Source organism: Candidatus Peribacteria bacterium, from assembly GCA_023038255.1.
Lineage (GTDB): Bacteria > Patescibacteriota > Gracilibacteria > Peribacterales > Peribacteraceae > CALREJ01.
Window position 1 is genome coordinate 261,226 of the sequence record CP082927.1, and the last position, 24,642, is coordinate 285,867.

12 protein-coding genes and 1 tRNA gene are annotated in these 24,642 nt (G+C 50.3%); 7 read left to right on the forward strand and 6 right to left on the reverse strand.

The window, feature by feature from the left end:
* Positions 1-69: 69 nt before the first annotated feature.
* The 4 genes from K8942_01265 to ftsH all read left to right on the forward strand — a co-directional run bounded on the left by K8942_01265 (position 70) and on the right by ftsH (position 14,178).
* Positions 70-11,031 (forward strand): FG-GAP-like repeat-containing protein, encoded by a 10,962-nt coding sequence (locus tag K8942_01265; protein UPA22825.1) that lies wholly within the window; start codon positions 70-72, stop codon positions 11,029-11,031.
* 148 nt (positions 11,032-11,179) lie between these two features.
* Entirely contained in the window at positions 11,180-11,590 is a 411-nt protein-coding gene (locus tag K8942_01270; protein ID UPA22826.1) for a hypothetical protein, read from the forward strand.
* Between the two features lie 11 nt (positions 11,591-11,601).
* Positions 11,602-12,078 (forward strand): hypothetical protein, encoded by a 477-nt coding sequence (locus K8942_01275; GenBank protein ID UPA22827.1) that lies wholly within the window; start codon positions 11,602-11,604, stop codon positions 12,076-12,078.
* 189 nt (positions 12,079-12,267) lie between these two features.
* Entirely contained in the window at positions 12,268-14,178 is a 1,911-nt protein-coding gene (gene ftsH, locus K8942_01280) for an ATP-dependent zinc metalloprotease FtsH (protein UPA22828.1), read from the forward strand.
* Positions 14,179-14,228: 50 nt separating this feature from the next.
* On the opposite strand, the gene K8942_01285 is transcribed toward ftsH, so the two are convergent.
* From K8942_01285 to ligA, 5 genes are all read right to left on the reverse strand, one after another.
* Positions 14,229-14,498, reverse strand: coding sequence for a hypothetical protein (locus tag K8942_01285; GenBank protein ID UPA22829.1), 270 nt, complete (start codon positions 14,496-14,498; stop codon positions 14,229-14,231).
* 300 nt (positions 14,499-14,798) lie between these two features.
* Positions 14,799-15,887 carry a hypothetical protein gene (locus K8942_01290; protein UPA22830.1) on the reverse strand — a complete coding sequence of 363 codons (1,089 nt, stop codon included), beginning with the start codon at positions 15,885-15,887 and terminating at the stop codon, positions 14,799-14,801.
* Positions 15,888-15,908: 21 nt separating this feature from the next.
* Positions 15,909-15,995 (reverse strand) — tRNA-Leu (locus K8942_01295).
* 510 nt (positions 15,996-16,505) lie between these two features.
* Positions 16,506-17,927 (reverse strand): HD domain-containing protein, encoded by a 1,422-nt coding sequence (locus tag K8942_01300; protein UPA22831.1) that lies wholly within the window; start codon positions 17,925-17,927, stop codon positions 16,506-16,508.
* A 13-nt stretch (positions 17,928-17,940) separates the two neighbouring features.
* Positions 17,941-20,112: an NAD-dependent DNA ligase LigA gene (ligA, locus tag K8942_01305; GenBank protein UPA22832.1), complete on the reverse strand. Its 2,172-nt coding sequence runs from the start codon at positions 20,110-20,112 to the stop codon at positions 17,941-17,943.
* 144 nt (positions 20,113-20,256) lie between these two features.
* On the opposite strand from ligA, the gene K8942_01310 reads away from it, so the two are divergent.
* From K8942_01310 to K8942_01320, 3 genes are all read left to right on the forward strand, one after another.
* The gene (locus K8942_01310; protein UPA22833.1) at positions 20,257-20,505 is read left to right on the forward strand and encodes a hypothetical protein; all 249 of its coding nucleotides are present in this window, start codon (positions 20,257-20,259) and stop codon (positions 20,503-20,505) included.
* 108 nt (positions 20,506-20,613) lie between these two features.
* Positions 20,614-21,651 carry a PilT/PilU family type 4a pilus ATPase gene (locus K8942_01315; protein UPA22834.1) on the forward strand — a complete coding sequence of 346 codons (1,038 nt, stop codon included), beginning with the start codon at positions 20,614-20,616 and terminating at the stop codon, positions 21,649-21,651.
* A gap of 587 nt (positions 21,652-22,238) precedes the next feature.
* On the forward strand, positions 22,239-23,699 hold the full coding sequence (locus tag K8942_01320) for a HAMP domain-containing histidine kinase (GenBank protein UPA22835.1): 1,461 nt from the start codon (positions 22,239-22,241) through the stop codon (positions 23,697-23,699).
* 11 nt (positions 23,700-23,710) lie between these two features.
* On the opposite strand, the gene K8942_01325 is transcribed toward K8942_01320, so the two are convergent.
* Positions 23,711-24,601 (reverse strand): EamA family transporter, encoded by an 891-nt coding sequence (locus K8942_01325; GenBank protein ID UPA22836.1) that lies wholly within the window; start codon positions 24,599-24,601, stop codon positions 23,711-23,713.
* Positions 24,602-24,642: the final 41 nt, after the last annotated feature.

Genomic DNA, 24,642 nt, shown 5'->3' on the forward strand with positions numbered 1-24,642 from the left:
AAATGAGTTTTGCGCTATAATAATACGATACATCGAAAAAAGAGCCTGAGGCTCATCACACAAAAACCAATGCAATCTCCGTTTCAGACCATCGGCTCTCTCGACGCATTGCGCAGTGCTGATGTGCTGACACTGACACCGTTGCCGGTGGCAATTTCCAAGCAGGAAAAAATTACATGGGTGCATGAAACGCTCGCATGTTTCCGATACGGAGTGCTCACCCGTGAAGACAAGGGGCTGGTCCGCCGGTACCTGCAGCACATGACCGGATATTCCCGCGCACAGATTGCGCGTCACATTGCAGACGCACTGACGCAGTCACTGGTGACCGAGGTCTCACCGAAAACATTCAGCTGGAAAAATTACGGCATACTCGCTGCGCTGTTGCTGCTTGTCACACTGCTCAGTACATCAACGCTCCGCTCACAGGCATCTGTGCTCCAGATGCTTACTCCTGAAAAAGCTGCCGTAGAGACAGGGACCGGTGACATGATTGCGTCACGCACGTTTGTTGTCAGTACCATGAGTACCGATACTGCAGGAGCGATTGCATATCCGCTTGTCGCGATGACCGAGGAGATTGCTGTTGTGAACGGACAGAGAATGCGTGTAACCAAAGTCAGTGATGCTGCAACGCTGCTCCGCCATGTCGCCGAACGTCGCGCCTCCCGCCTTGCACGTTTGCTTGCAAGTCACTCTGCAGCAGGAAATCCCCCGGCTCGTCCTGTTCCGGATATTTTGCCGGTCTATCCTGCATACCCGTCATCTCAGCTGCACGGTGCCGCTCCGGATAACACATTTACGGCGTTGCCGGGTCTCTGGTCCAGTATCGGACTTGGGACACAGGGTCAGATTCTCATGATTGAAAACGGTCGTCCGGTCTGGCATGACTTCCCGTACCTGGAACAGATCCGCACGCTTGCTCCTCAGGGCAATGAACCGACGCGCCGCGCCGGAGGTCAGCGGAGCGGAGGATCACCGCAGAGTTCGACGACGACCATCATCAACAACACAACAACGACAACCGCAGCCGCTCCAAGCGGCTGGACCGAGGGAACGGGTGTTGTCTACCTGACAGATTCCACAGACTCCGTTGGTATCGGCACCGATACCCCGGCTGCAACACTCGAAGTGGTCGGATCCATTTCCGGTGCGTCGCTCTACGTTGCATCAAGCATCGAAGGTGCGGGTCTCACATCCTGTGATGCCGTGAACCAGAAACTGCTCTGGGATTCTGTGACAAAGCAATTTACCTGTGGCACAGACAATGCAGTCGGCACAGGGCTCTCCACTGCTATCGCAGATGTACGCTACGTGAAGAAGCAGGGTGACACCATGACCGGTGCTCTCGTGATTGATATCCGCAATGGCACGCTCGCATCTGTTGGTCTGAACGTTATCAATACACTCTCCGGTGCGCAGATTCATGCAGAAAAAAATCTGACGACATCCGGCACACTGGTGTTTGAAGGTGCTGCATCCGGATCATCACTGTATCTCGGTTCTTCTCTCCGCGGTGCGGGCCTCATCGATTGCGATACATCCGGCACCAGCAAACTTCTCTGGGATGCAACAAACGGGCGCTTTGCGTGTGGGACAGATACCGACACCGATACAAATACAACATACACGGCTGGGCAGGGTCTTTCTCTGAATGGAACGGTTTTCACACTGAATGCCACTCTCACCGGATCACTCATCCGCTTCCAGACGCTCTCTGGTTCCACGGTCTACGGCAAGAATCTCATCGCCTCATCCGGCTCCATTGTGCTGGAAGGAAACTTGAGTGGTGCCACGATCAACGGATTTGGATTACAGTCATGTAATGGCGCATCGCAGAAACTTCTGTGGAACACCGTAACAGGCAAATTCGAATGTGGTGCTGATGTCGATACGGATACCAATACAACCTACACAGCAGGAAAGGGTCTTGGCCTGAACGGCACAAGCTTCTCTCTGAATAATACGATCACTGGTTCACTCGTCCGCTTCGATACAATCTCCGGTTCTACTGTTTACGGAAAGAATTCCGTGAACTCCTCCGGTTCCATCACCGCAGAAGGAGCCATCAGCGGATCAACACTCTTTGCGGGGACATCCCTCCGCGGTGCCGGCCTCATCGATTGTTCCACTGCAGGGACATCGAAGTTGCTCTGGAACTCTGTGAGTGGCCGCTTCTCCTGTGGCACTGATCAGAACACTGGTACTGCCTATACTGCAGGCCAGGGTCTGAGTGTGAATGGAACTGTGATCACGCTCAATGCAACGATCACCGGTTCACTTGTCCGCTTCGACACGATCTCCGGTTCAACCGTGTATGGAAAGAATTCCGTGAACTCTTCCGGTTCCATCACTGCAGAAGGAGCTATCAGCGGATCAACACTCTTTGCAGGAACATCACTGCGTGGCGCAGGACTCATCGATTGTGACACATCCGGTACCAGCAAACTTCTCTGGGATGCAACAACTGGCCGCTTCAGTTGTGGGACAGATCAGTCCGGTGGCGGAGCGGGCAGCATGTCGAGCGGCAATGTGATGACGATCGGTGACGCGCGCTACGTGCGCACTGCGGGTGGAACAATGACCGGCGCACTCGTTGTCCAGAACGGCAACACGCATACACCGACCGATGCTGCACTCATCAATGTACGAGGCACCATCTCCGGTACGACACTCTATGCAAATTCCGCACTCCGTTCTTCCGGTTCCATCACCGCAGAAGGTGCGATCAGCGGATCGACACTCTTTGCAGGAACAAGTATCCGTGGTGGAGGACTGATTGATTGTGACACATCATCCACCAGCAAACTTCTCTGGGACAGCACATCCGGTCGCTTCTCTTGTGGCACAGATACCGATACGAATACAACATACACGGCTGGTCAGGGTCTTTCTCTGAACGGAACAGTTCTCACCTTGAATGCCACTCTCACAGGATCACTCATCCGCTTCCAGACACTCTCCGGTTCTACTGTCTACGGAAAGAATCTCATCGCCTCATCCGGTTCCATCGTTCTCGAAGGAAACCTCACGGGTGCTACGATCAATGGGTTTGGTCTCACATCCTGTTCTGCAGTCGGACAGAAGCTTCTCTGGAACACGGCAACCGGAAAATTCGAATGTGGTGCTGACACCGATACAAACACAACATACACAGCAGGCAAGGGTCTCGGTTTGAATGGCACATCATTCAGCCTGAACGCCGCCATCACCGGATCTCTCGTTCGCTTCGATACAATCTCTGGATCAACCGTGTACGGAAAGAATTCCGTGAACTCATCCGGCTCCATCACTGCAGAAGGAGCCATCAGCGGATCGACTCTGTTCGCGGGCACATCGCTCCGTGGTGCAGGTCTTGCTGATTGTGACGTCGCAGGCACAAACAAACTGCTCTGGGACAGCACAAGCGGTCGCTTCAGTTGTGGGACGGATACAGATACGACGTCATACTTCTCCACCGGCAATGTACTGACGATCGGCAATGCGAAGTACGTCAGCAAGCAGGGAGATACGATGACCGGTGCACTGGTGATTGATATGCAGGGCGGAACACTGGGATCGATCGGACTGAAAGTCCTGAATACTCTTTCCGGTGCTATCATCCATGCGGAAAAAACACTGAGTTCCAGCGGTACGATCATGGCGAGAGGCAATATTTGGACAAAAGCGGGTTTCTCCGGTGCAACGCTTGAAATCGGTCATGGAGCATTTGGCTCTCCTTCCATTAAATTCGGAGGAACGAATGACGGAATATTCCATGGGGGGGACAATCATTTAGAGCTGGTGGTTGGTGGGAATACCGCCTTTCAGGCATTTCCGAATCAGGTGAGAATTCCGCGTGGCACCGTCAGTGCGCCCGGCATGGTGTGGACCGATGCGACAACGACCGGATTCTTCTCGAGTGTCGGCAGCGCCATTTCCGCTTCTATTACCGGAGCAGAGAAATTCCGTATTGATACGACGGGTATCAAGATCTTTAGTGCCGCATCCGGTTCTATTCTGCACGCGGAGAAAACACTCAGTACATCCGGATCATTGGTCTTTGAAGGCGCTGCATCCGGATCGTCGCTGTACCTTGGAACCTCTCTCAATGGTGCGGGTCTTGTGGATTGTGACACATCCGGTACCAGCAAACTTCTCTGGGATGCAACGAGCGGCCGCTTCTCCTGTGGGACAGATACCGACACCGATACAAATACAACATACACGGCAGGTCAGGGTCTTTCTCTGAACGGAACAGTTCTCACCTTGAATGCCACTCTCACAGGATCACTCATCCGCTTCCAGACACTCTCCGGTTCTACTGTCTACGGAAAAAATCTCATCGCATCATCCGGTTCCATCGTTCTCGAAGGAAACCTCACCGGTGCGACGATCAACGGCTTCGGACTCCAGGCTTGTAACAACGCAAACCAGAAACTTCTCTGGAACACGGTTACCGGAAAATTCGAATGTGGTGCTGACACCGATACAAACACAACGTACACAGCAGGCAAGGGTCTCGGTTTGAATGGCACATCATTCAGCCTGAACGCCACCATCACCGGATCTCTCGTTCGCTTCGATACAATCTCTGGATCAACCGTGTACGGAAAGAATTCCGTGAACTCTTCAGGAAGTATCACTGCAGAAGGTGCTATCTCCGGTTCCACTCTCTACGCAGGGACATCCATCCGTGGTGCAGGTCTCGTCGATTGTACGTCTGTGGGAACAGACAAGCTTCTCTGGAACGCAACAACAGGTCGTTTCTCCTGTGGCATAGATCAGACAGGTGGCGCAGGATTCGGGTCCGGGCAGGTGGTGGTGATTGGTGACGCGCGCTACGTGAAGAGATCCGGCGATACAATGACGGGATCGCTGATCATCCGTTCGACATCCGGTTCGAGTGCAGTCGGACTTTCTGTGATCGGCACCATGTCCGGTGTCGGGCTGAATGTGTCTGGAACAGGTGCATTCCCGCTCATCCGCACGCTGCCGCGATCGGGAACTGTGCTGATTGGTACCGGCGGTATCCGTGGAGGATCCGGTATGATTATGCCGCAGCTCTTTGTACCGGGAAAAACACCCGTGTTGATTGGAAATACGTCGACCACTGCAGCTATTGATCATATGGCTCTGCAGGGAAATACGATTATTTCCACAGCCGGCACCGTGCTCCGTTCGTTTGATGTGAGCATTCCGACCGGTCCGAAGTCTCTTTCGACAGCGAACGTCACATCCAGTAACCCCGCATCTATTGTGGTGCAGGGTAAGTACGCGTTTATCGGAGTGCAGACAAAAATCCAGTCCTTCGATATCAGCAATCCGTCCGCCATGGTTCCGTTGCATGTGTTCACGCCGACATCGGCAGTCAATGCACTGGCGATTCAGGGTAGATATCTCTTCAGCTTGAATACGACATCGGCCCGCTTCCAGACAGTCGACATCAGTAATCCTGCAAACATGGTGAGCGGCGGAACGGTGGCAACCGGTACGACGCCGAATGCGATTGCCGTTGCAGGGCGCTACGCTTATGTGACCAACGGTGGCGGCGGCACGCTCCAGATTATCGACCTCAAAAATCCGTGGTCTCCGGTGAGCATTGGCACAACATCCGCCGGTACCACCCCAAATGGTGTTGCGATTCAGGAACGCTACGCATATGTCATCAATACCGCAGGTCTGCAGATCTTCGATGTCAGTAACCCCGCGAGCGTACTGACGCTTGGTTCTGCTGCAGTGGGAACGCAGTCTGCCATTGCAGTCTCGGGCCGCTACGCATATGTGGTCGGTGCAAACGGATTGATCACCATTGATATCAGTGATCCGCGCGCTCCTACTGTTGTGTCGACAGTGTCGGCCGGACTGACCACGCTCAACCAGATTATTGTTGATGGCCGCTATGCCTACGTGTCGTACACAGGCGGTACCCGTCTCTATGTGTATGACCTCGGCGGTACGTACACGCAGACTGCGGAAATCGGCAGCCTGGAAGTGGGAAGTCTGACCATCCACGGAATTACACAGGGGATGGACGCAAACTTCCAGGGATCGATCAGCACCGCAACCAGTCTCTTCGTTGCAGGACATGCATCCTTCGGTACGGGTGGTCAGGTGACCATCGGTACAGGCGGACTCATTGTCCGTGGTCCGGGATTCTCCGGTTCCACTGTCTACGCTGCAACATCTCTGCAGGGCGCAGGACTCACCGATTGTGATGTCGCTTCTTCCAGCAAACTCCTCTGGGACTCTACAACCGGACGCTTCAGCTGTGGAACGGATACAGCCGGAGGAGGTTTCTCCACCGGAAACGTCATGACCATCGGCAGTGCAAACTTTGTGAAGAAGATCGGCGATACCATGACGGGTACACTCATCATTGATATCAAGAACGGCACACTCGGATCACTTGGACTGAGAGTGATCAATACATTGAGCGGTGCCATCATCCATGCAGAGAAAGAACTCACCTCTTCCGGCACATTGATGGTGAAGCAGACGGGAACAACACGTGGATCAGGAGCGCTGACGGTGGTAAATACAACACGCTACGGAACAGGGTCATACATGGCAGCATCCGGTGCCATTCTTGTCCTGGATAGTACGGCAGGTGGCGCGGGCAACAGCAAGTCTCCGCATATTCTGTTTGGGTATAAGGGAAACTTTGATACGGCTCTCTGGAGAAGCGGTGCTGCAACTCTCTCTACCAATGGAACATTCTCCGGTGTCACACTCTACGCAAACTCTGCGATCCGTTCCTCTGGTTCGATTGTTGCAGAAGGAGCCATCAGTGGATCAAGCCTCTACGCAGGAACATCGATCAGCGGAGCAGGTTTAAGTGATTGTGATACCGCAGCAACATCCAAGCTTCTCTGGGACTCTACAACCGGACGCTTCTCCTGTGGGACAGATCAGTCCGGAGGAAGCTTCTCCACCGGAAACGTCATGACCATCGGCAGTGCAAACTTTGTGAAGAAGATCGGCGATACCATGACGGGTACACTCATCATCGATATCAAGAACGGCACACTCGGCTCGCTCGGACTCAAAGTTGTAAACACATTCTCCGGTGCCATCATCCATGCAGAGAAAGAACTCACCTCTTCCGGCACATTGATGGTGAAGCAGACGGGAACAACGCGCGGATCGGGAGCGCTGACAGTCGTAAACACGACACGCTACGGAACAGGAGCATACATGGCAGCATCCGGTGCCATTCTTGCACTCGATGCCACCTCCACTGCATCCCGCCATATCCTCTTTGGATACAGAGGGAACTTTGATACCCGTCTCTGGAGAAGCTCTGCCACGGTACTGTCGACAAACGGTACCTTCTCCGGTGCATCTCTGTATGCAGACAACACCATTCGTGGTGCAGGTCTCTCTGATTGTGACAATGCATCCACCAGTAAGCTTCTCTGGGACAGCACAACCGGCCGCTTCTCCTGTGGTACGGATGGAGGAGGTACAGGTGGAAACTTTGTGGAGATTGGGGGAGATACCATGACCGGTTCTCTGGTGACTCCGGGCTTAAACCTCTCCGGTGTCACGCTCAGCAGCATCAATGGCTTTCAGAAGTATCTCAATATTACCAATGCAGGTCTTGCAACGCAGGGCATTACGCGTCTGACACAGGAAGGGAACATTACCAATATCGGTTCCATACAGGCCGGTAGTGCACTGTTTACTTCGGCAGGAGCATTCCCAAGTGCGGTAACGTATGCGGGTACCAGCAATTTCTACAGCGTCGCTTTGGGCGACATTGATGGAGACGGATCGGTTGATATGGTAACCGGAACACTGAATGGTCAGTACTCAAAATTCCTCAATAACGGAGACGGAACCTTTGGTTCCCGCAGTGATTTTACAACAGGCGGAACCATTTACGGTTTGCAATTGAGCGACTTGAACGGAGACGGAATGTTGGACATTGCCGCCGCGGATGGATCGGATATGGTTGTGCAATTGAATAACGGAGACGGAACGTTTGCGACAAAGGTGTCGTATGCCGCTTCCTATCCGGTGAACATTGCTACCGCCGACGTAAACGGAGATGCAAGACCGGACGTGCTTGTTGCGGAAAATATCGACAATACGGTCTCTGTCTACATTAACAATGGAAACGGAACATTCGCCGCAAAAGTGGATTACGCAGCTAACGTCGGGCATACGTTCGATGTCGAAGCGGGGGATATCAACGGAGACGGTTATATGGACATTCTTGCATGTGGTGGCAATGACAACGTGGTTTCTACATTCCTGAACAGAGGAAACGGAACCTTCGCCGCAAAAGTGGATATCAGCACGCAAAGCAGCATCAATTATATGGCGGTCAGTGACGTAAACATGGATGGCGCAGTGGACTTCGTCACCATTTCTTCCACGCAAACGAATGCATCCGTACACATCAATAACGGAGACGGAACTTTTGCGACAAAAGTGGATTATCCAACCGGAACAAGCGGGCACGATATTCGTCTGACCGATGTGAACGGAGACGGTGTGCCCGACATCGTCCTTGCAAGTCCTGTTGTTCTTTTGAACAAAGGAAACGGTACCTTTAATACGGCAACAAATTACTCAACGGCAGGAAATGCGTTCACTCTCGATACTGCGGATCTGAACAGAGATGGAAAGCAGGACATTGTGACAATTGCCAATGCGGATAACACGGCACATGTACTGTTGAATAGATCCACTCCGACACTCTCGGTACAGGCCGGAACAGGAGGCATGGTTGGTATCGGCACAACAACACTGAAAGCAAAGTTCACCATTAGAAGTACGACCAGTTTCGGAACAGGTGCATCCATCTACGCCTCTGGTGCGGTTCTTACATTGCAAGCAAGCACGCAGTCCGGTGCCCGCACGCCAAACCTCCTCTTCGGTTACCGCGGCGCCTTCGACACACGCATCACCCGTACATCCACAGGATCCCTCACCTTTGCATCCAACACGGGAGTTCTTCTCACTCTGAACACCGAAAGAGCAGATGCCACCGGTAACGTCTTCCAGATCATCTCCGATGCAACCACCTCCTTCGGTGGACCAGACGAAAACAAAGTCTTCCGCATCCAGGCCAACGGTGCCACCTTCGCAGACGGTGCCTACACCTCAAACGGCGCCGACTACGCCGAGTGGTTCTACTCCGGCAACGAGAAACTCAAATCCGGTGAAGTCGTCTGTATCGATATCACCAAGAACAACACTGTGAAGCGTTGTCTCAACGAAGCAGACAGCAATGTCATGGGTATCGTCTCCACGAACCCCGCCTTCATTGGTAACGGCATCACCGGTGCAGACGGCATCATCCCTCCGGGATATGCCTTAATCGGTCTCATCGGACAGGTGCCGACCAAAGTGATTGTCTCCGGTACTGGTTCCATCCGTCCGGGTGACGCTCTCACACCTGCCTCCACTCCAGGCTACGCTCGCAAGGCGATGCCGGGTGAATCGACAGTCGGTGTCGCGCTCGAAGGTATTGCATCCGGCGAAGGCGTCATCAACGTCCTCATCTCCCGCAGAAACTCTTCCATGACCGTGGATGCCGTCGGACAGAAGGTGCTTGATACCATCGCTTCCATGAAGATCGGTGATGAAGTGCAGCTGATGGTTGCATCCAGTCTCGAAAACCTGAATGTCGATTCCCAGATCCAGGAAGAAGTGCAGAAGCAGGTCTCCGGCATCAAGTCCTATGATGCAGATATTCTTTCTCTTCAGACAGAGCTGGATGACCTGAAGAACCAGCTTGCTCTCATCAAGAGTCAGACAGGCTCCACCACCACAGTTATCACCACCACAGGTTCTGCGCTCGCTGCAGATCTCACGGCTGCCACACTCGTCCTCGAGCAGACACTGGCAACCGGAGGGGATGCCAGAATCGGTGGCGATCTCCACCTGGATGGCACGCTGATGGCTTCCTCCCTCTTTGTCCCGAATGGTCTCTCCATTGATGGAGGTGCAACCATTACAGGCACCCTTGCAGCAACCACCATCCACAGCACATCCGGTGCAACCATCGACGGTACACTGACCGTGAATGGAGACATCCGAATCAGCAGCGGATCATTGCTCTTCGATTCCGGTGCAACCCTGAGTCTTTCTGATCTTGTCGTCGAACGCAGTCTCATCATCCTTGGGGATATTACGATCGATGGACTCGCACGGTTCTTTGGAAATGTTGAAGTGCATGGGGAACTCCGCGTCTCCGGCAGACAGGCCGGTACCGTGACCATCCCCGCACACACAACTGGTGCAACTGTTCTCTTCTCATCCGGCTTCACCGCAGTTCCTGTCGTGACTGCATCGCCCAATGACTTCGTTCTCTCCGCATGGCGCATCAAGCCGGTCACACAGACAGGATTCACCATCGAATTCGCTGCCACGCAGGACACAGATGTTGTCTTCTCCTGGCATGCACTCATCAGCATGGGAAGCGGCTTCACGGTTCAGCCAAACGCCGTTGCCGACACCTCCATGATCTTCCCGATGGGCTCCGACAATATCCCGGTCTCCAGTGATATGTACTGGAACGCCTGTATCAGAAGCATTGCCATCTTCGATGCAGACGGCAAGCCTCATTCCTGTGCCCGTTACCACGAGGACTACACCTGGACACAACCGGATCTGCATATCGATTTCCTCTGGAACACCGCCATCACTCCTCCGCTCCTTCATCTCCCGGATGGGTATACACTGGAAGTGACAGAGGATGCGGAGAGTATCCGCAGTGCGTTCAATATGGGTGATCCGATAGAAGAATCATCTGCAAGTTCTGAGCCAGTGATCGAATCACCGTCTTCCTCTGCATCTTCAGTGGAAGAAGTAATCGAGGAGGTCGATGGAGGAGCAGAGGCATCATCCTCATCAGTAAGTTCTGAAACAGTAACCTCGGAAACCTCTGCTTCCTCGGCCACATCGGAAAACCCCACTCCCACAGAAGAACTGACGATCGCTCCAGCTGCGACAGAACCAGAAACTCCTGTTGTCACAGAGCCAACGCCGACTCCTGAAGCCGAGCCGCAGCCTGAAGCACCTGTTGTGACAGAATAATCAGAAAAAGGGACGACCGTTCACCAAACGCTTGTGTCTTTTTGCGAAAGGAGAAAAATGTGGTCAATGCGGTGCGGTGTCGGGCTCTTGCAAGATCCTCATCTCTTCCTATACTTGAATCCTTCGTCCGCTTTTCCTCAATCTTTCCATGAAACCACGTCTTATTATCCCGATCGCTCTCGTTGTCCTCGTTGTCGTTGTCATTGCTCTCGATGCACAGCGCCGTCAGGCAAAAGCTGAACTCCAGCAGATGTCTGTGAAACTTGATCAGCTGCAGGGTGGCAATACCGCCGAGAACCAGCAGCGCGCCAAAGAAGTTGTGGAAATGGTCAAAACACACATGACGCTCGACACATCCGTCGAGCCGACTGTCGCCACCATTGTTGATGTCGAAAAGCTGAAGGCCCAGAACCCGTTCTATAACAGCGCAAAGAACGGTGACTTCCTGATTGTCACCCCTAGCCGTGCCATTCTCTACGATGCAGGTGCCGATGTCATTCTCGACGTTGTTCCGGTGCAGATCGACCAGACACCGCCGTCATCTGCAGCAGCTCAGTAACCTTTTCTCTTTTGCCTTCCACACAACAGCCGCGGGGAACAATTGTCCTCCCGGCTGTTTTTGTATGGTCCGCATCGGTCCTGCTGCTGGGCATTGGTCTCTGCCTCGGTATTCTCCTTGTGACTGTTTTCCGCTCTGTACAGCATAGAATTACCATTCAGGATTCCGATGCTGCCGGTCTGCCGTCTGTCACAATCGAGGGCTGGAGAAACGGGGCGCTCGCAGGCAGTGTCCGCAATGGTGCTGTGCTTGTAGTAGGGGAGCAGGTTGCCGTGACCGATGGCAGTGGCGCGTTTGCCGTACGCAGTTTGTCTGTGCCGCAGAATGCATCTGTTCAGGCGCCACCCACAGGGTCTGTGTTTGTTGCATCAAAACGCGGCAAAAAATATTATCCGGTTGGAAGTGCGAACGCAGATCGATTGTCTCCTGCGAATAAAATATATTTCCCGAATGCAGCTGCTGCAGAAGCGGCAGGATATACTAGGTGATCTGCGAAATTCTACATTCGAATGAAAAGGAAAAATCTTCTATTTTTGATATTTTTCTTAGAATTCCTCCAGAGTGTAGATTTTAGAATTTACAGCCGGGATAGAAGAAAATCTTCCTAAAAAACCTGACATTATTCCCGGTATTCCCTGTTCTTACACACACAAAAACGCTAGGCTGTCTCTATTCCTATGGCACCACGACGATCTCCGGGTAACAGACAACAATGGCTTCTGAGCGTCCTGCTCTTTGCGGGCCTCATTATGCTGTCTTTCTACTATATCGGTGCTCCCAGTCGTGAGCTCGAACAGAAATACGCTGATGCGCCGGTTGTGCCACTCAGTAACATCACGCAGGGATATAAAGAAGGCACATTCAAGACCATCACCATCCGCGACAGTAAAGTCTTTGCAGAAACCTCGACGGGCGCCTACGTGCAGTCCTATAAGGAAATGCTCGATACCGTGAGCCAGCTTGGATGGAACGATCCCGCCAACGCCACCATCGTGACCGTCGAAAACCGCGAAGCCACCAACATGCTGATGGCCGCACTGCCCGATCTGCTCCTCTTCCTTTTGATTATCGGTGGAGTCGTCTGGCTCTTCCGCGGCATTGCACGCTCGCAGAATAACGCGCTCTCATTCGGAAAATCCCGCGCCAGAGTCGCCGATCCGAAGCAGGTGAAGACGCGCTTTAAGGATGTGGCTGGTGCCGATGAGTCCAAAGAGGAACTTGTCGAAGTCGTCGACTTCCTTAAAAACCCGAAGAAATACATGGATATCGGTGCCAAGATTCCAAAAGGCGTTCTGCTCGTCGGTCCTCCGGGAACCGGTAAGACATTGCTCGCCCGCGCAGTCGCCGGTGAAGCAGGTGTACCGTTCTTCTCAATTGCCGGTTCTGAATTCGTGGAAATGTTCGTGGGAGTCGGTGCATCCCGCGTGCGCGATCTCTTTGTCCGCGCAAAACGCAACGCACCCTGCATTATCTTCATCGATGAAATCGATGCCGTCGGACGTCAGCGTGGAGGCGCAGGATTCGGGGGAGGACACGATGAACGCGAACAGACCCTCAACCAGATCCTCACCGAAATGGACGGATTCGAGCAGGGGACAAACGTCATCGTCATGGCCGCCACCAACCGTCCGGATGTGCTCGATAGCGCCCTTCTCCGACCGGGCCGCTTTGACCGCCACGTCTATATTGATAAGCCGGATCTCGAAGCCCGCGAGCAGATTCTCATGGTCCACGCCCGCAACAAGAAAGTCGCAAAGGGCGTCGATTACCTCGCAATTGCCAAGCAGTCGATCGGCCTTGCCGGTGCAGATCTGGAAAACATCATGAACGAAGCTGCTATCTTCGCTGCCAAGCGCCGTCACCCGGCCCTCACGCAGCAGGATATGGTCGATGCACTCGAGAAAGTAACCATCGGTCCTGAAAAGCGCTCCCGCAAGCTCAATCAGAAAGAGAAAGACATCACTGCCTACCACGAGCTTGGTCATGCCATTGTCGGCTACCTCTGCAAAGAATCCGACAAGCTTCATAAAATCAGCATCGTCTCCCGCGGTTCCGCACTCGGTGTCACCTGGTTCCTGCCGGAAGAAGACGTCTACACCACCAGCAGGCAAAAATTCCTCGATGAAATCTGCGGACTCCTCGGTGGTCGCGCTGCAGAGCAGCTCATCTTCAAAGACAGCACCACCGGTGCCAGCAACGACCTCGAACGCGCCTCACAAATCGCCCGTAACATGGCGATGCGCTACGGCATGGATGATGAACTCGGACTCGTGGTCTACGGCGAGCGAGCCGGCTCCGCAGCACTCGGTGCAGACCTCGGCATGAGTCGCAATTTCTCGGAAGAGAGTGCAAAGAAGATTGACCACTTTGCACAGACGACCATCGCAGAACAGTACAAGCGCGCAGCAGGATTCCTGAAGCAGCACGAAAAGAAGCTGCACGAACTTGCCAAGGTGCTCCTGAAGGACGAAACAATGTCTGTGGAAGAGTTTGTGGCGATCTTTGAAGGAAAGCCGGTGCCACCGAAGAAGACGAAGAAGGCGGAGCAGGAGTTGAAGGAGATGGAGGAAAGTGAAAAGAAGGCATAACAAACAGGAAGCCAAAGCCTCCTGTAGTGTTCTGTCTGCGATTCTCGATCTTAGAGAAGGCCAAAGAAGTTGAGCACCGTCAGCAAGACGATGGCCACGCCCCACACTGTGAAAATCAGGCAGGTACGCCGGATTCTTTTTTGACTGCGCAGAGCCTGCTCCAGTCCTTTGCAGACAAGGGAATGTTCACCCAGAGTAACCTGATAGTTTTTCAGCTGCTCCTCAGATTCACGCATGTCACTGCCTGCTCCAAAAAATTCTTTCAGACTCCAGATAATCATGGTCATGCCCAAAAGAACATATTCCAGATGGTTTGCCATAGTGGCCTCCTTTTTGCTTCGAATGAGCGGACAGAAACGGTCTTACCTGAATGGTAATTATTATGAAAATAGAATAAATATATAAATTAGTCAATTATATGCACCGCACACTCACAAAGGAAACGATGCAGTATTCTTTCTGGTGAAATTTTTCTGGTTGATTGTTCAAGGAAAAAATACAGAAGAGGCGTTTATCATCTCCTCAAAAGACATGCAAAAAGGCAGTGAGTTTATTCTGTGTAAGCAGGAAGAGTGAAGTGAATGGTGGCGCGGGGGTTACTGAATTCTATATTTTAAATTTTAGTATCCAATCTTGCTTTTTATAATCTTGTCCTCAGGAATCTTCTGAATTGTCGGTTCCATGTAGGCTACGTTCTTGAAGAAAGCTTTGTCGTTATTAACTATCGCTTCTAATTCAGGAAAACGAGCAATACGAGTTCCTGTTCTGCCTTCTTTTTCAAATGGTTCGATCCAGAGAAAGGCATGTTTTTGATTCTTTGCCATATCAACCAGTGTAACTCCTGGTTTTTCACCTATAACCACCACATAATCAAACTTTCCCTCTTTCCTAAGGGCTTTTGCTTGTTCCACAGCACTTGATGTCTGTTGCCTAATTTCTTCTTCTGATTTTGGAGGGATATATCCAAGGAAGCATCTGCTTTCAGCAATTGTTGGGGAACTAACTGCAAAGCAATCTTCACGAAAGCATGTGCTTACCAATTTGTCCTCGAAAAGAAAAAGAAGGTCGGGCTGCCATCTGCCTCCTGTTTCATCGATGTATAAACCACCCACTGCCCCTCCCACTCCGTGATTCATTAAATCATCGAAGACACCGTATATTTGAAAAATACCAAGCATAGAAGCCAACTGGAGTTTTGGCTGATGCACAGTGTCGGGCAAAATATGTGACAATGAAATTTCTGTAAAATTTCGATGAGCTTGAGGAATACTTCCGATTTGAACCAATACCTCGTTGTTCCTTACTACATGGTCATCCTTAGAATTAAACGTTACTAAACATGGATGCCCCTTTTCGTAATACCCAACAATTATTTTCACTTTCCGATCCGAAGGAGTCGGTGCATGTAAGTTAATTGCCCAATTAAGTGCATCCGTAGGACTTTTCCCCTTATCCAATTCATCGTAAAAAGCTTTCACGATTTCCCTCGCTAAAGACACATCTCCTGCAAAAGTTATCCCAACATTGTTTTTCAAATGCAATTTCACATCGCGCTCTTCAACTTTTCGTTTTTCCTCTTTTATATGTTGCTGACCGAAGCTCGATTTTGGCCTATCTAAGTCTTGGACATTATCTCCCCTAGTAGTAATCGCTGTATCTGCGGCTAAAAAAACTTCCGATTCTGTTTTCCATCCCAATGCATACGTCATATCTGATTTAGAAACCCTATATGGTGCCGTGGAGAGGACTCGAACCTCCACATCCTTGCGGACTCATGCCCCTCAAGCATGCGCGTCTACCAATTTCGCCACCACGGCATGTGGGTTTCCCTGTATAGGAAATGTGCGACGAGGGCTCAAAGTGTAGCAAGGATTTGGCCGGGGGCAACAGGGAAAAGTATCTATGAGGGGTATGTATAGCCTCTAAAAGAGTAAAATGGCCATTCATCCATGCATGACTGTTTTCTTTGACAAATATACTAAACATGACCGATAATAGCTGCATGAATGGGGCGCTACGGAGTGCCCGCTTTTACGGTCCTTGAACAATTAGTAAGGTTTGCTGAGATGCACGGAAGTCAGACAAGTGTGCTTCTAGAGGAAGCTGAACAACACGTTTCCACCGCGAAGGAAGCACCACAGGGACGGCACCCGGATAGTTATCAATTCTGGACGCCTACACCTCCTCTTCACGAAGTGATTGATCAATTCAATCTGCACAAAGAGTGGGAGGCAATGAGAAATACGGGACTGTAGACATTCATCGTGTGGCATCTTATCGCCACATACCTCCGCCGGAGTGTACCCCTCGTGGTGCACTTCGGTTTTTTATACCCGCACTTTCTGCTTCTTCTCTTTTTTGATGATGGACTGCAGCAGCTTCTTCGTCTGCGCGTGCTGGCAGGATTTAATATATTCCTGATACGGAAGGGGAATAGCGCCTGTCACAATTTCCACCGTGTCTCCATCATGCAGTTCTGTTGCGAGCGGGTGGAAGCGGCCGTTGATGCGTACGCCGGTAATGGTGAGCGGATCGATATGCAGACTGAGGCATGCGAAGTCGAGTGCGGTGGCAGGCGGACGGACGTGGTAGAGATTGTTGTCCGGATCGAACAGGACAATGTCTTCTTCATTGAAAGATTTGCGGAGTGCCTGCTCGAATTCCTCCGGTGTGTGTGGGAGCATTTTCAGACTTTCAAGATTCCGGAACAGATTCGCGCGGGACGGCTGGCTGTTGAGTGCGTAACTCAGATCTTTATACGTCGTGTGCGACGCAATGCCGTTCTCACATTCTTCATGCATTTGCTGCGTGCGGATCTGGATTTCAATCGGAAGTACCGAGACACCCGGCAGGGGATACACAACCGTATGGATTGAACGGTAGCCGTTTTCCTTTGGGGTGCCGATATAGTCCTTCAAACGGCCTGGAATCGCGTGCATGGAACTATGGACGATTCCCAGGGCGCGGTAGCAGTCGTCCTGTGTGGGGACGAGAATGCGCAGTGCCAGGCGGTCCGTGAGCTTGTCGAAATTTCGGTTTTTCAGGACCATTTTCCGGTAGGTGGAATACAGACCTTTAATACGTTCATCAATGCTGATCTCCAGTCCTGTCTCCCGCAATTTGTTCGCCAGAAATGCATGCGTGTGCTTCAGACACGCGTGGTCGATCCGTTTCCAGGTCTCAAATTCTTTCTGGATTTTTTTTGCGATGGTCGGCTGCAGTTCCATAAAACAGATATCTTCCATCTGCCATCGCCAGCGGTGAAAGCCGAGTCGTCCGGAAATCGCGCTATACATGTGGAGCGTTTCGTGCGCGAGTTCTTTGCGGCGCTTTTTGTTGAAACGTTTGATGTGCCGCACGTCATTCAGACGGTGAGCCATGCGCAGGAGCATCAGGCGCGGATCTTCCATGAAGGCGCCGATCACCATATCAAGATCGTCACTGTTGGCATCAATGTGCAGTCTGCGGAGTTGATGCATGCGTTCGACAATGGATTTCTCATCAGTGTTCAGTGGTGAGGCGGCGAGCAATTCTTTTCCATCCGGATGCACGAGAATATCGTGCGCGATTGCAATCGCCAGCATCGATTCGTCTTTGGTTGTTTCGGACAGGACTGCTGCAAGTTCGCGTCCGTGTGATGCGTATGTTTCTCCGCTTCCGCGCTTTACATCTTTCAAATACCGCTGCGCGTACGCCTCTACTTTTTGCAGGCGCGATGAACGGGCCGTTGCGGGTGGGCGGGCAGTCATGACCGGAGGGGGATTATAGCATGGACTTGAATGTTGCCTCATCAATGATCGTCACCCCTAAACTGGTCGCATCAGCCAATTTGCTGCCTGCATCCTCGCCGGCGAGAACATAATCGGTTTTCTTGCTCACAGATCCACTGACCTTTCCGCCCCGGTCTTTAATCATGTCTTTGGCCTCTTCACGGCTCAAACTCGGCAGTGTGCCGGTCAGTACAAATGTCCTGTCTGCAAAGACCTGTTTCAAATTGCTGCGTTCCGGCTGCAGACACACAATGCCTGCTTTCTCAAATTTATGGAGCAGCGCACGATGTTCTTTGTGAGAGATCCACTCGGTGATTTCCTCCGCGACTACGTCACCGATTCCGTGGATTGCTGCAATAGTCTCTGCATCTGTACCCGCAAGTGTCTCCTCCACCGCCTTCACCGGAATAGCACGCATCGTTACTTTTTTTGCTTCACCCCCGAAGAGGGATGGCTGCAGTCGCGTCTCTGTAGCATCATCCACCGATACATCTTCCACCGGCCATGCAATATTTTTTGCAAGCACCTCCGCCGTTTCGCGGCCGACGTGACGGATGCCGAGTGCGTAGAGGAACCGGTCAAGCGGAATGCGTTTTGCTTTGCTGATGGCCGCCATCGCATTCTCCGTTTTCTTTTCTTTGAAGAGCGGCAGGGACATGAAGTCTTCTGCAGTCAGGAAGAAAATATCCGCACTGTCTGCAATCAGTCCTGCATCGAGCAGCATCTCCACTGTTTCTTTTCCGAGTCCTTCAATATTAAACGCATAGCGCGATGTGAGATGTTCAATACTCTCCTGCTTCACACCCGGACAGTCGCGATTTTGGCAGTAGATAGCCACTTCTCCATCGGGTCGAACGAGTGCTTCGCCGCACTGCGGACAGTTCTTCGGGAAGTGAAACGCCTTACTATCGGCGGGACGTAGATTTTCTAATACCTGCATCACCTCCGGAATAATATCGCCGGCTTTGCGGATGATGACGGTGTCGCCAATGCGCACGCCAAGTCGTTCGATCTCATCAGCGTTGTGCAGTGTCGCACGCGTCACGACTGTTCCTGCAATGTGCGTGGGCGAAAGAATGGCAACAGGTGTAATCGCTCCCGTGCGTCCGACCTGCAGATGGATATCCTGCACCACGGCTGTTTTTTCTTCCGCAGGAAATTTATACGCACGCGCCCATCGCGGAGCTTTCGCAGTCGATCCGAGATCGCGCTGGATGCGGCGGTCATCAACTTTAATCACCACGCCATCAATATCAAACGGGAGACTGTCGCGCTTCTTTCCCACATCCTCATACATCGTCTGCACGTTCTGCAGTCCCTCCACCACGCGGTAGTCTGTGCTGACCGGAATGCCGTGTTCCTGGAAAAATGTCAGAATGGAGGATTGTGTCGCCAGTCCGAATGCATCAGCGGCCATACTGCCGAGGCTATAGCAGAACATCCGCAAATCGCGGCTGGCAGCCATTTTCGGGTCCAATTGACGCACAGTTCCCGCAGCGGCATTGCGCGGGTTTGCAAATTTTTCATCCTCCTCCAGATCCTTATTGATTTTTGCGAGTGCCGCTTTCGGCATATACACCTCGCCGCCTATTTCCAGAAACCGCGGCGCATCTTTTGCTTTTATACTGTCCATCTCAATCATCAGCGGCACCGTTTCAATTGTCCTCACCGTGTGGGTCACATCTTCTCCCTCCACTCCATTCCCGCGCGTCACCGCACGCACCAATCGGTACATCACGTCGGTCCCTTCTTTCCCCCCGGCAACATCTGTCACCTTCTCATAGACGAGCGAAATATTCAGTCCATCAATTTTCAACTCCGCCACCAGCGTGAATTCTTTGTTCTCATCACCCAGTGCTCTGCGCATCTGTGTCATCCAGTCTTCCAGCTCCGCAAACGAAAATGCATCCTGCAACGATTCCTTCGGCGTCAGATGCATCACCTTCGGCAGTCTGCCATCAAGCGGCGCTCCCACACGCTGTGTCGGGGAGTCGGGGCTGATCAGATCCGGATATTCTTTCTCCAGTGTGATCAGCTCCTGTTTCAGCGCATCACGCACATCTTCCGACACATCTGTGCGATCCTCAATAAAATACGCCTTGTTCAATCGCCAGATTTCCCGGCGAAGATTCCCGATGCGTTCAATGGCATGTGCGCGGTCCATGGACACAGTGTAGGTCCTTCGCGATTCTGCTGAAAGTAAACTCTAAAAGTCTTTATAACATACGAAGAAATTTTTTCTCCAATCGTCAATTGCAACTTCCCCATAATAAGGAAAGATACGGCACATTCTTCTCACCCCCATATAATGACCAGCCCACACGACCAGTCAGAAAAAATTTACCGCCTGATTCTCGATCAGCTTGAGGAATTGTGGCTGCTCTATGCGGACACCGATGATGAAGAGGAGGCAGGAGAAGATGCGCCCGAAGAGAGCGACCGCGATATTGTCGATGCCATGGTCGAAGACGGCACCGAGCGCGGGATTGATGAAGAGAGCCTGGAGAAAGTCTTCAAGGCAGTCTCTGCTCTCGCAAAGAAAGCGCAGGACGCGTAACCGGTTACCGGTTATGGGTTATGGGTTATGGGGGACTTGAAAGTCTCTGTATTGCTGTTTCAGGCAGTTTTATTGATCTAAAACGCTACATACGCTATACTAATAGGTATGACAACAAACTCCCTTCCCCGTTCTATTTTCCAGAAAGCAACCGAGGCCGGTGCGTCCGACGTGCATATTGCCGTTGGCTCGCCGCTCCTTTTCCGCATCAGCGGAGAGCTCGTGCCGCAGACTAAAGGAAATATTACCGAAGCGGATGCGACGGGGTTTGTAAAAGCGGTTCTGAGTGAACCGGACTACAAGCGTTACAAAGAGCAGAAAGAAGTCGACGTCTCCTATTCCCTTGCGGACGGCACACGTCTGCGTGTGAACTGTCACTACGAGCGCGGCAATCCAGGACTGGTTGCCCGCGTCATCCCGCAGGATATTCCCTCACTCGACGCACTCGGACTCGAACAGATTGTTCCGTCATTCGCACAACACTCTGAGGGTCTCATTCTCTTCACCGGTCCGACCGGCACAGGAAAGTCCACCTCACTCGCATCCATGATGCAGTATATAAACGAAACAGAGGCACGCAGCATGGTCACACTCGAAGACCCCATCGAATTCCTCTTCCCGCAGGGCAAAGGTCTCATTCGCCAGCGTCAGCTGGGACAGGACTTCCTCTCCTTTGCAGAAGCCCTCAAGCGTGTGCTGCGCCAGGACCCGGATATCGTGATGGTGGGAGAAATGCGCGACCCGGAAACCATCGCCGCCGCCCTCACCCTCGCAGAAACCGGTCACCTCATTCTCGCAACCCTCCACACCCCCAACGCCATCCAGACCGTTGACCGTATTATCGACGTCTTCCCGCCGTACCAGCAGCCGCAGATCCGTTCACAGCTCAGCATGTCTCTGAAGGCCATTGTGGCCCAGCGCTTGCTGCCGAAAGTGGGTGGGGGACGCACGGCGCAGCGTGAAATTCTCATCAACACTCCTGCCGCCAGCAACATCATCCGCGACAACCGCATTCAGGAGCTCAAGTCCGTGCTCCAGACCGGTGGCGATACCGGGATGATTTCTTTTGAGAAGGATGCCAAGAGGCTCCTGAAAGAAGGGCTCATCAGCAAGGAGACGTATGAGTGGACGGAGGTGCAGGGGTAAGGGGTTTGTTGTGATGTGGGGACCTGCCATTTTCCCTTATTTTTTCCATATTCTGGAAACGTATCTGGCACATTCGCCGATGATGATTAGTGGCAGGAGTGCGATCATGAGTAGGATCGCGCAGAGCAGAAAACAAACATCCCTCAATGTGTGTCGCATGTCAGAAAAAGGAATGGACGTACAAAAGGGCCGTCCGAGCCGGTTGACCCATGCCACTTCAAGGGAACCCCTCGGAGCGCATGACCGTGCAGAGACGGCCCTTCCGGGGCTCTTATGGGGTAAAACTGTGGCATGGGTCTTCTTCATCGTATCAATTCACGCATAAGAAGCAATGTGTCGTTTTGTGAATCAGATTTAGTGATATGCGAATGTAGTTCGCGTCAGACGTTCTAAGTAATAATGAAATGGCGTCCTGTACCAATGCGTCTTCCGATGTAAACAATCTGCAAAGAACGGCAGGTAGATTTTCTATATTCCTATAAAAAGTCGTGAAAACCCTTATTTAACAATAAATATAAGCCTCAGTTTCAGTTGCGAGTCGGTCGTTTTCTTGTAAGAAAGACGCATAAGTGCTATAATTAGAAGTGATGGAGAATTTAAAAAAATATAAAAAATTGCAGGGACTTCAACAGTTATTCCACGGTGAGTACAGAAGTATTTACGTTTTAGGAGCTTTTACAATTTTGGCATCTGTAATTACTTATGTATTATTTTCATATACAGAAAATTTACTTAAAGAAAGATTACAAGAAAGATTGCTAGCTATTGTCTCTACGGCAGCCACCCAATTTAAAGCAGAGGAAATTGAGGAAATTCGAAGCATTGACGATATTGGAACTAAAGAGTTTGAGCATTTGGTTTATCAGCTAAATCAAATTAAAGATGCAAATACCAATATTCGTTATGCATATTTAATGAGACGAACAAACGACCCAGATATTTTGGAATTTGTGGCAGATGCTGAATCTTTAAAAACCGAAGATGAATTGGATGTTAATGATGATGGAATTTTGCAAGACGATGAAATGGCTCCTTTGCCAGGCGACCCTTTTGAAATTAACACTTATCCTGTATTAAAAAATGAAGCTTTTTATCATGCAGCAGTTGATAATGATTTAGAGGAGGATCAATGGTCAGTCCAGATGTCTGCATACGCGCCTATTTTTGACTTAACAGGAAACGTGACTGCAATTGTAGGTGTAGATGTAGAGGTTAGTGATTTTCTAGCATTAACAAGATCCACACTTTTGCCGTTCCTGCTTTTTGTTTTATTTTTAATATTCCTTTTGACTCTCTTGACTTTAATCTTGGTGAGAATCTGGAATGAAAAAGTTAAAGCAGTAGAAGAACTTGATCGTCAAAAAGACGAATTGCTAAGCATAGTAAGTCATCAGCTTGCGACTCCAATTTCTGCAATTAAATGGAATTTGGAAATGATGATTGATGGGGACTTGGGTAAATTTGCAAAAGAACAATTGAAAACAATAAAGTCCTTATCGGAAATTTCCGATGGCTTATCTGATCTTGTTAGCATGATCTTAGATGTTTCTCGTATTCAATTGGGCAGAGTGCATATAGAACAGCAAGAAATGGATCTCGAAAACTTCTTTAAAGAATTACTTGATGTAATTAAGCCAAAAGCAGCCGAAAAAAATATTGAATTACTTGTTAAATTGCCATCTAAATATCCTAAAGCCATGCTGGATAAAAGGTATACTCATATGACAATAGAGAATATTCTTAGTAATGCGGTAAAATATACGCCCAATAATGGTTCAGTTAACCTTTCTGTAGAAATCCGAAATAAAAAATTATACTGTGCTATAAAAGATACTGGTGTTGGTATTCCAAAAGCTGATCAGGTTAAGATTTTTGGAAAATTATTCCGTGCTAGTAATGTTAGAAATACAGTAGATGGAAATGGTTTTGGATTGTATGTCGCTAAAGGTGCAATAGAGGCACAGGGAGGAAAAATTCGCTTTGAAAGTGAGGAGCAAAAAGGAACAACATTCTTTATTGAATTACCTTTAGAAGGACAGAAAAAATAATATTTGCATGGTTAAGAAACCATCCAAACACCGAAACACATTACGAGAACTAGCATAATTTTATAATGTAATTTGTGCCAAACTTGCTTGTCACCCAATTTTGGAAAAAAGAATAGAAAAAGAAGACTTAGTAAAAAAGCATATGCGGACATAGTGGTTTCAGCAGCTGCGACCAGAGAAGGCTTGCCTGTTGCAATTCCTCTTTGTGCAAAGAATAGTGCAGCTAAATTTGCAATTTCAATAATTATAAAAAATCGCAGCATAGTAATGATTGTTTTGATATTTCTTACCATTACGATTCTGATATTTTTAAATAACAAGGGAACTAAACCAGCAAAAATAAGGCCACATGTTATTATTAGGAATCCTAAGAAAAAAGGTGTTTCTGCAAAGACAATTTCTTCAAGCAGATAAACTCCAACCTGCATTATGCAGGCACAGATCATCAATAAAAAAGAGCGCCATCTGGTTTTTGTTTCTCCATCAACGAGGCACATTGCGATTGATGCTAGTGTTAGAATTGCGATTCCTGCATATTCATAGAGTGAAAAAAATCTTCCATAAATCGCAAAAGTAAGCAGTGGTAGCAATACTGGGATTAGATTCCAATATGCTGCAACGATTCCTGCTTCGCTATATTCTAATGCTTGGAAGTATAGCGCTTGGCTGATCTGTATTAGCACCCCCGCTAAAAATGCTAAAATGACAATTTGTATAGGTGGAAAGGTCCAATCAACAAAAGGACCGACAAATGGGATAAGTTGGAATACCACAAGGGATGCAATTGAGCTTGTTATTACGCCCATCCAAGGTTTTTCAAATATTTCCCCTACACAATATGAATCAAGTACATGAACAACTGCGAAGAAAAATGCTGCAAGTAACGCAAAAACTAACCACATATATAAATAGTACTCTTTATAACTAAAACATTAATGCCATA

Excerpts from the sequence above, each read along its gene's own strand:
- K8942_01325 (UPA22836.1), bottom strand. The coding sequence starts at position 24,601 with ATGTGGTTAGTTTTTGCGTTACTTGCAGCATTTTTCTTCGCAGTTGTT.
- K8942_01300 (UPA22831.1), bottom strand. The coding sequence starts at position 17,927 with ATGACTGCCCGCCCACCCGCAACGGCCCGTTCATCGCGCCTGCAAAAA.
- K8942_01270 (UPA22826.1), top strand. The coding sequence starts at position 11,180 with ATGAAACCACGTCTTATTATCCCGATCGCTCTCGTTGTCCTCGTTGTC.
- K8942_01265 (UPA22825.1), top strand. The coding sequence starts at position 70 with ATGCAATCTCCGTTTCAGACCATCGGCTCTCTCGACGCATTGCGCAGT.
- K8942_01310 (UPA22833.1), top strand. The coding sequence starts at position 20,257 with ATGACCAGCCCACACGACCAGTCAGAAAAAATTTACCGCCTGATTCTC.
- K8942_01315 (UPA22834.1), top strand. The coding sequence starts at position 20,614 with ATGACAACAAACTCCCTTCCCCGTTCTATTTTCCAGAAAGCAACCGAG.
- ftsH (UPA22828.1), top strand. The coding sequence starts at position 12,268 with ATGGCACCACGACGATCTCCGGGTAACAGACAACAATGGCTTCTGAGC.
- K8942_01285 (UPA22829.1), bottom strand. The coding sequence starts at position 14,498 with ATGGCAAACCATCTGGAATATGTTCTTTTGGGCATGACCATGATTATC.
- ligA (UPA22832.1), bottom strand. The coding sequence starts at position 20,112 with ATGGACCGCGCACATGCCATTGAACGCATCGGGAATCTTCGCCGGGAA.
- K8942_01320 (UPA22835.1), top strand. The coding sequence starts at position 22,239 with ATGGAGAATTTAAAAAAATATAAAAAATTGCAGGGACTTCAACAGTTA.
- K8942_01290 (UPA22830.1), bottom strand. The coding sequence starts at position 15,887 with ATGACGTATGCATTGGGATGGAAAACAGAATCGGAAGTTTTTTTAGCC.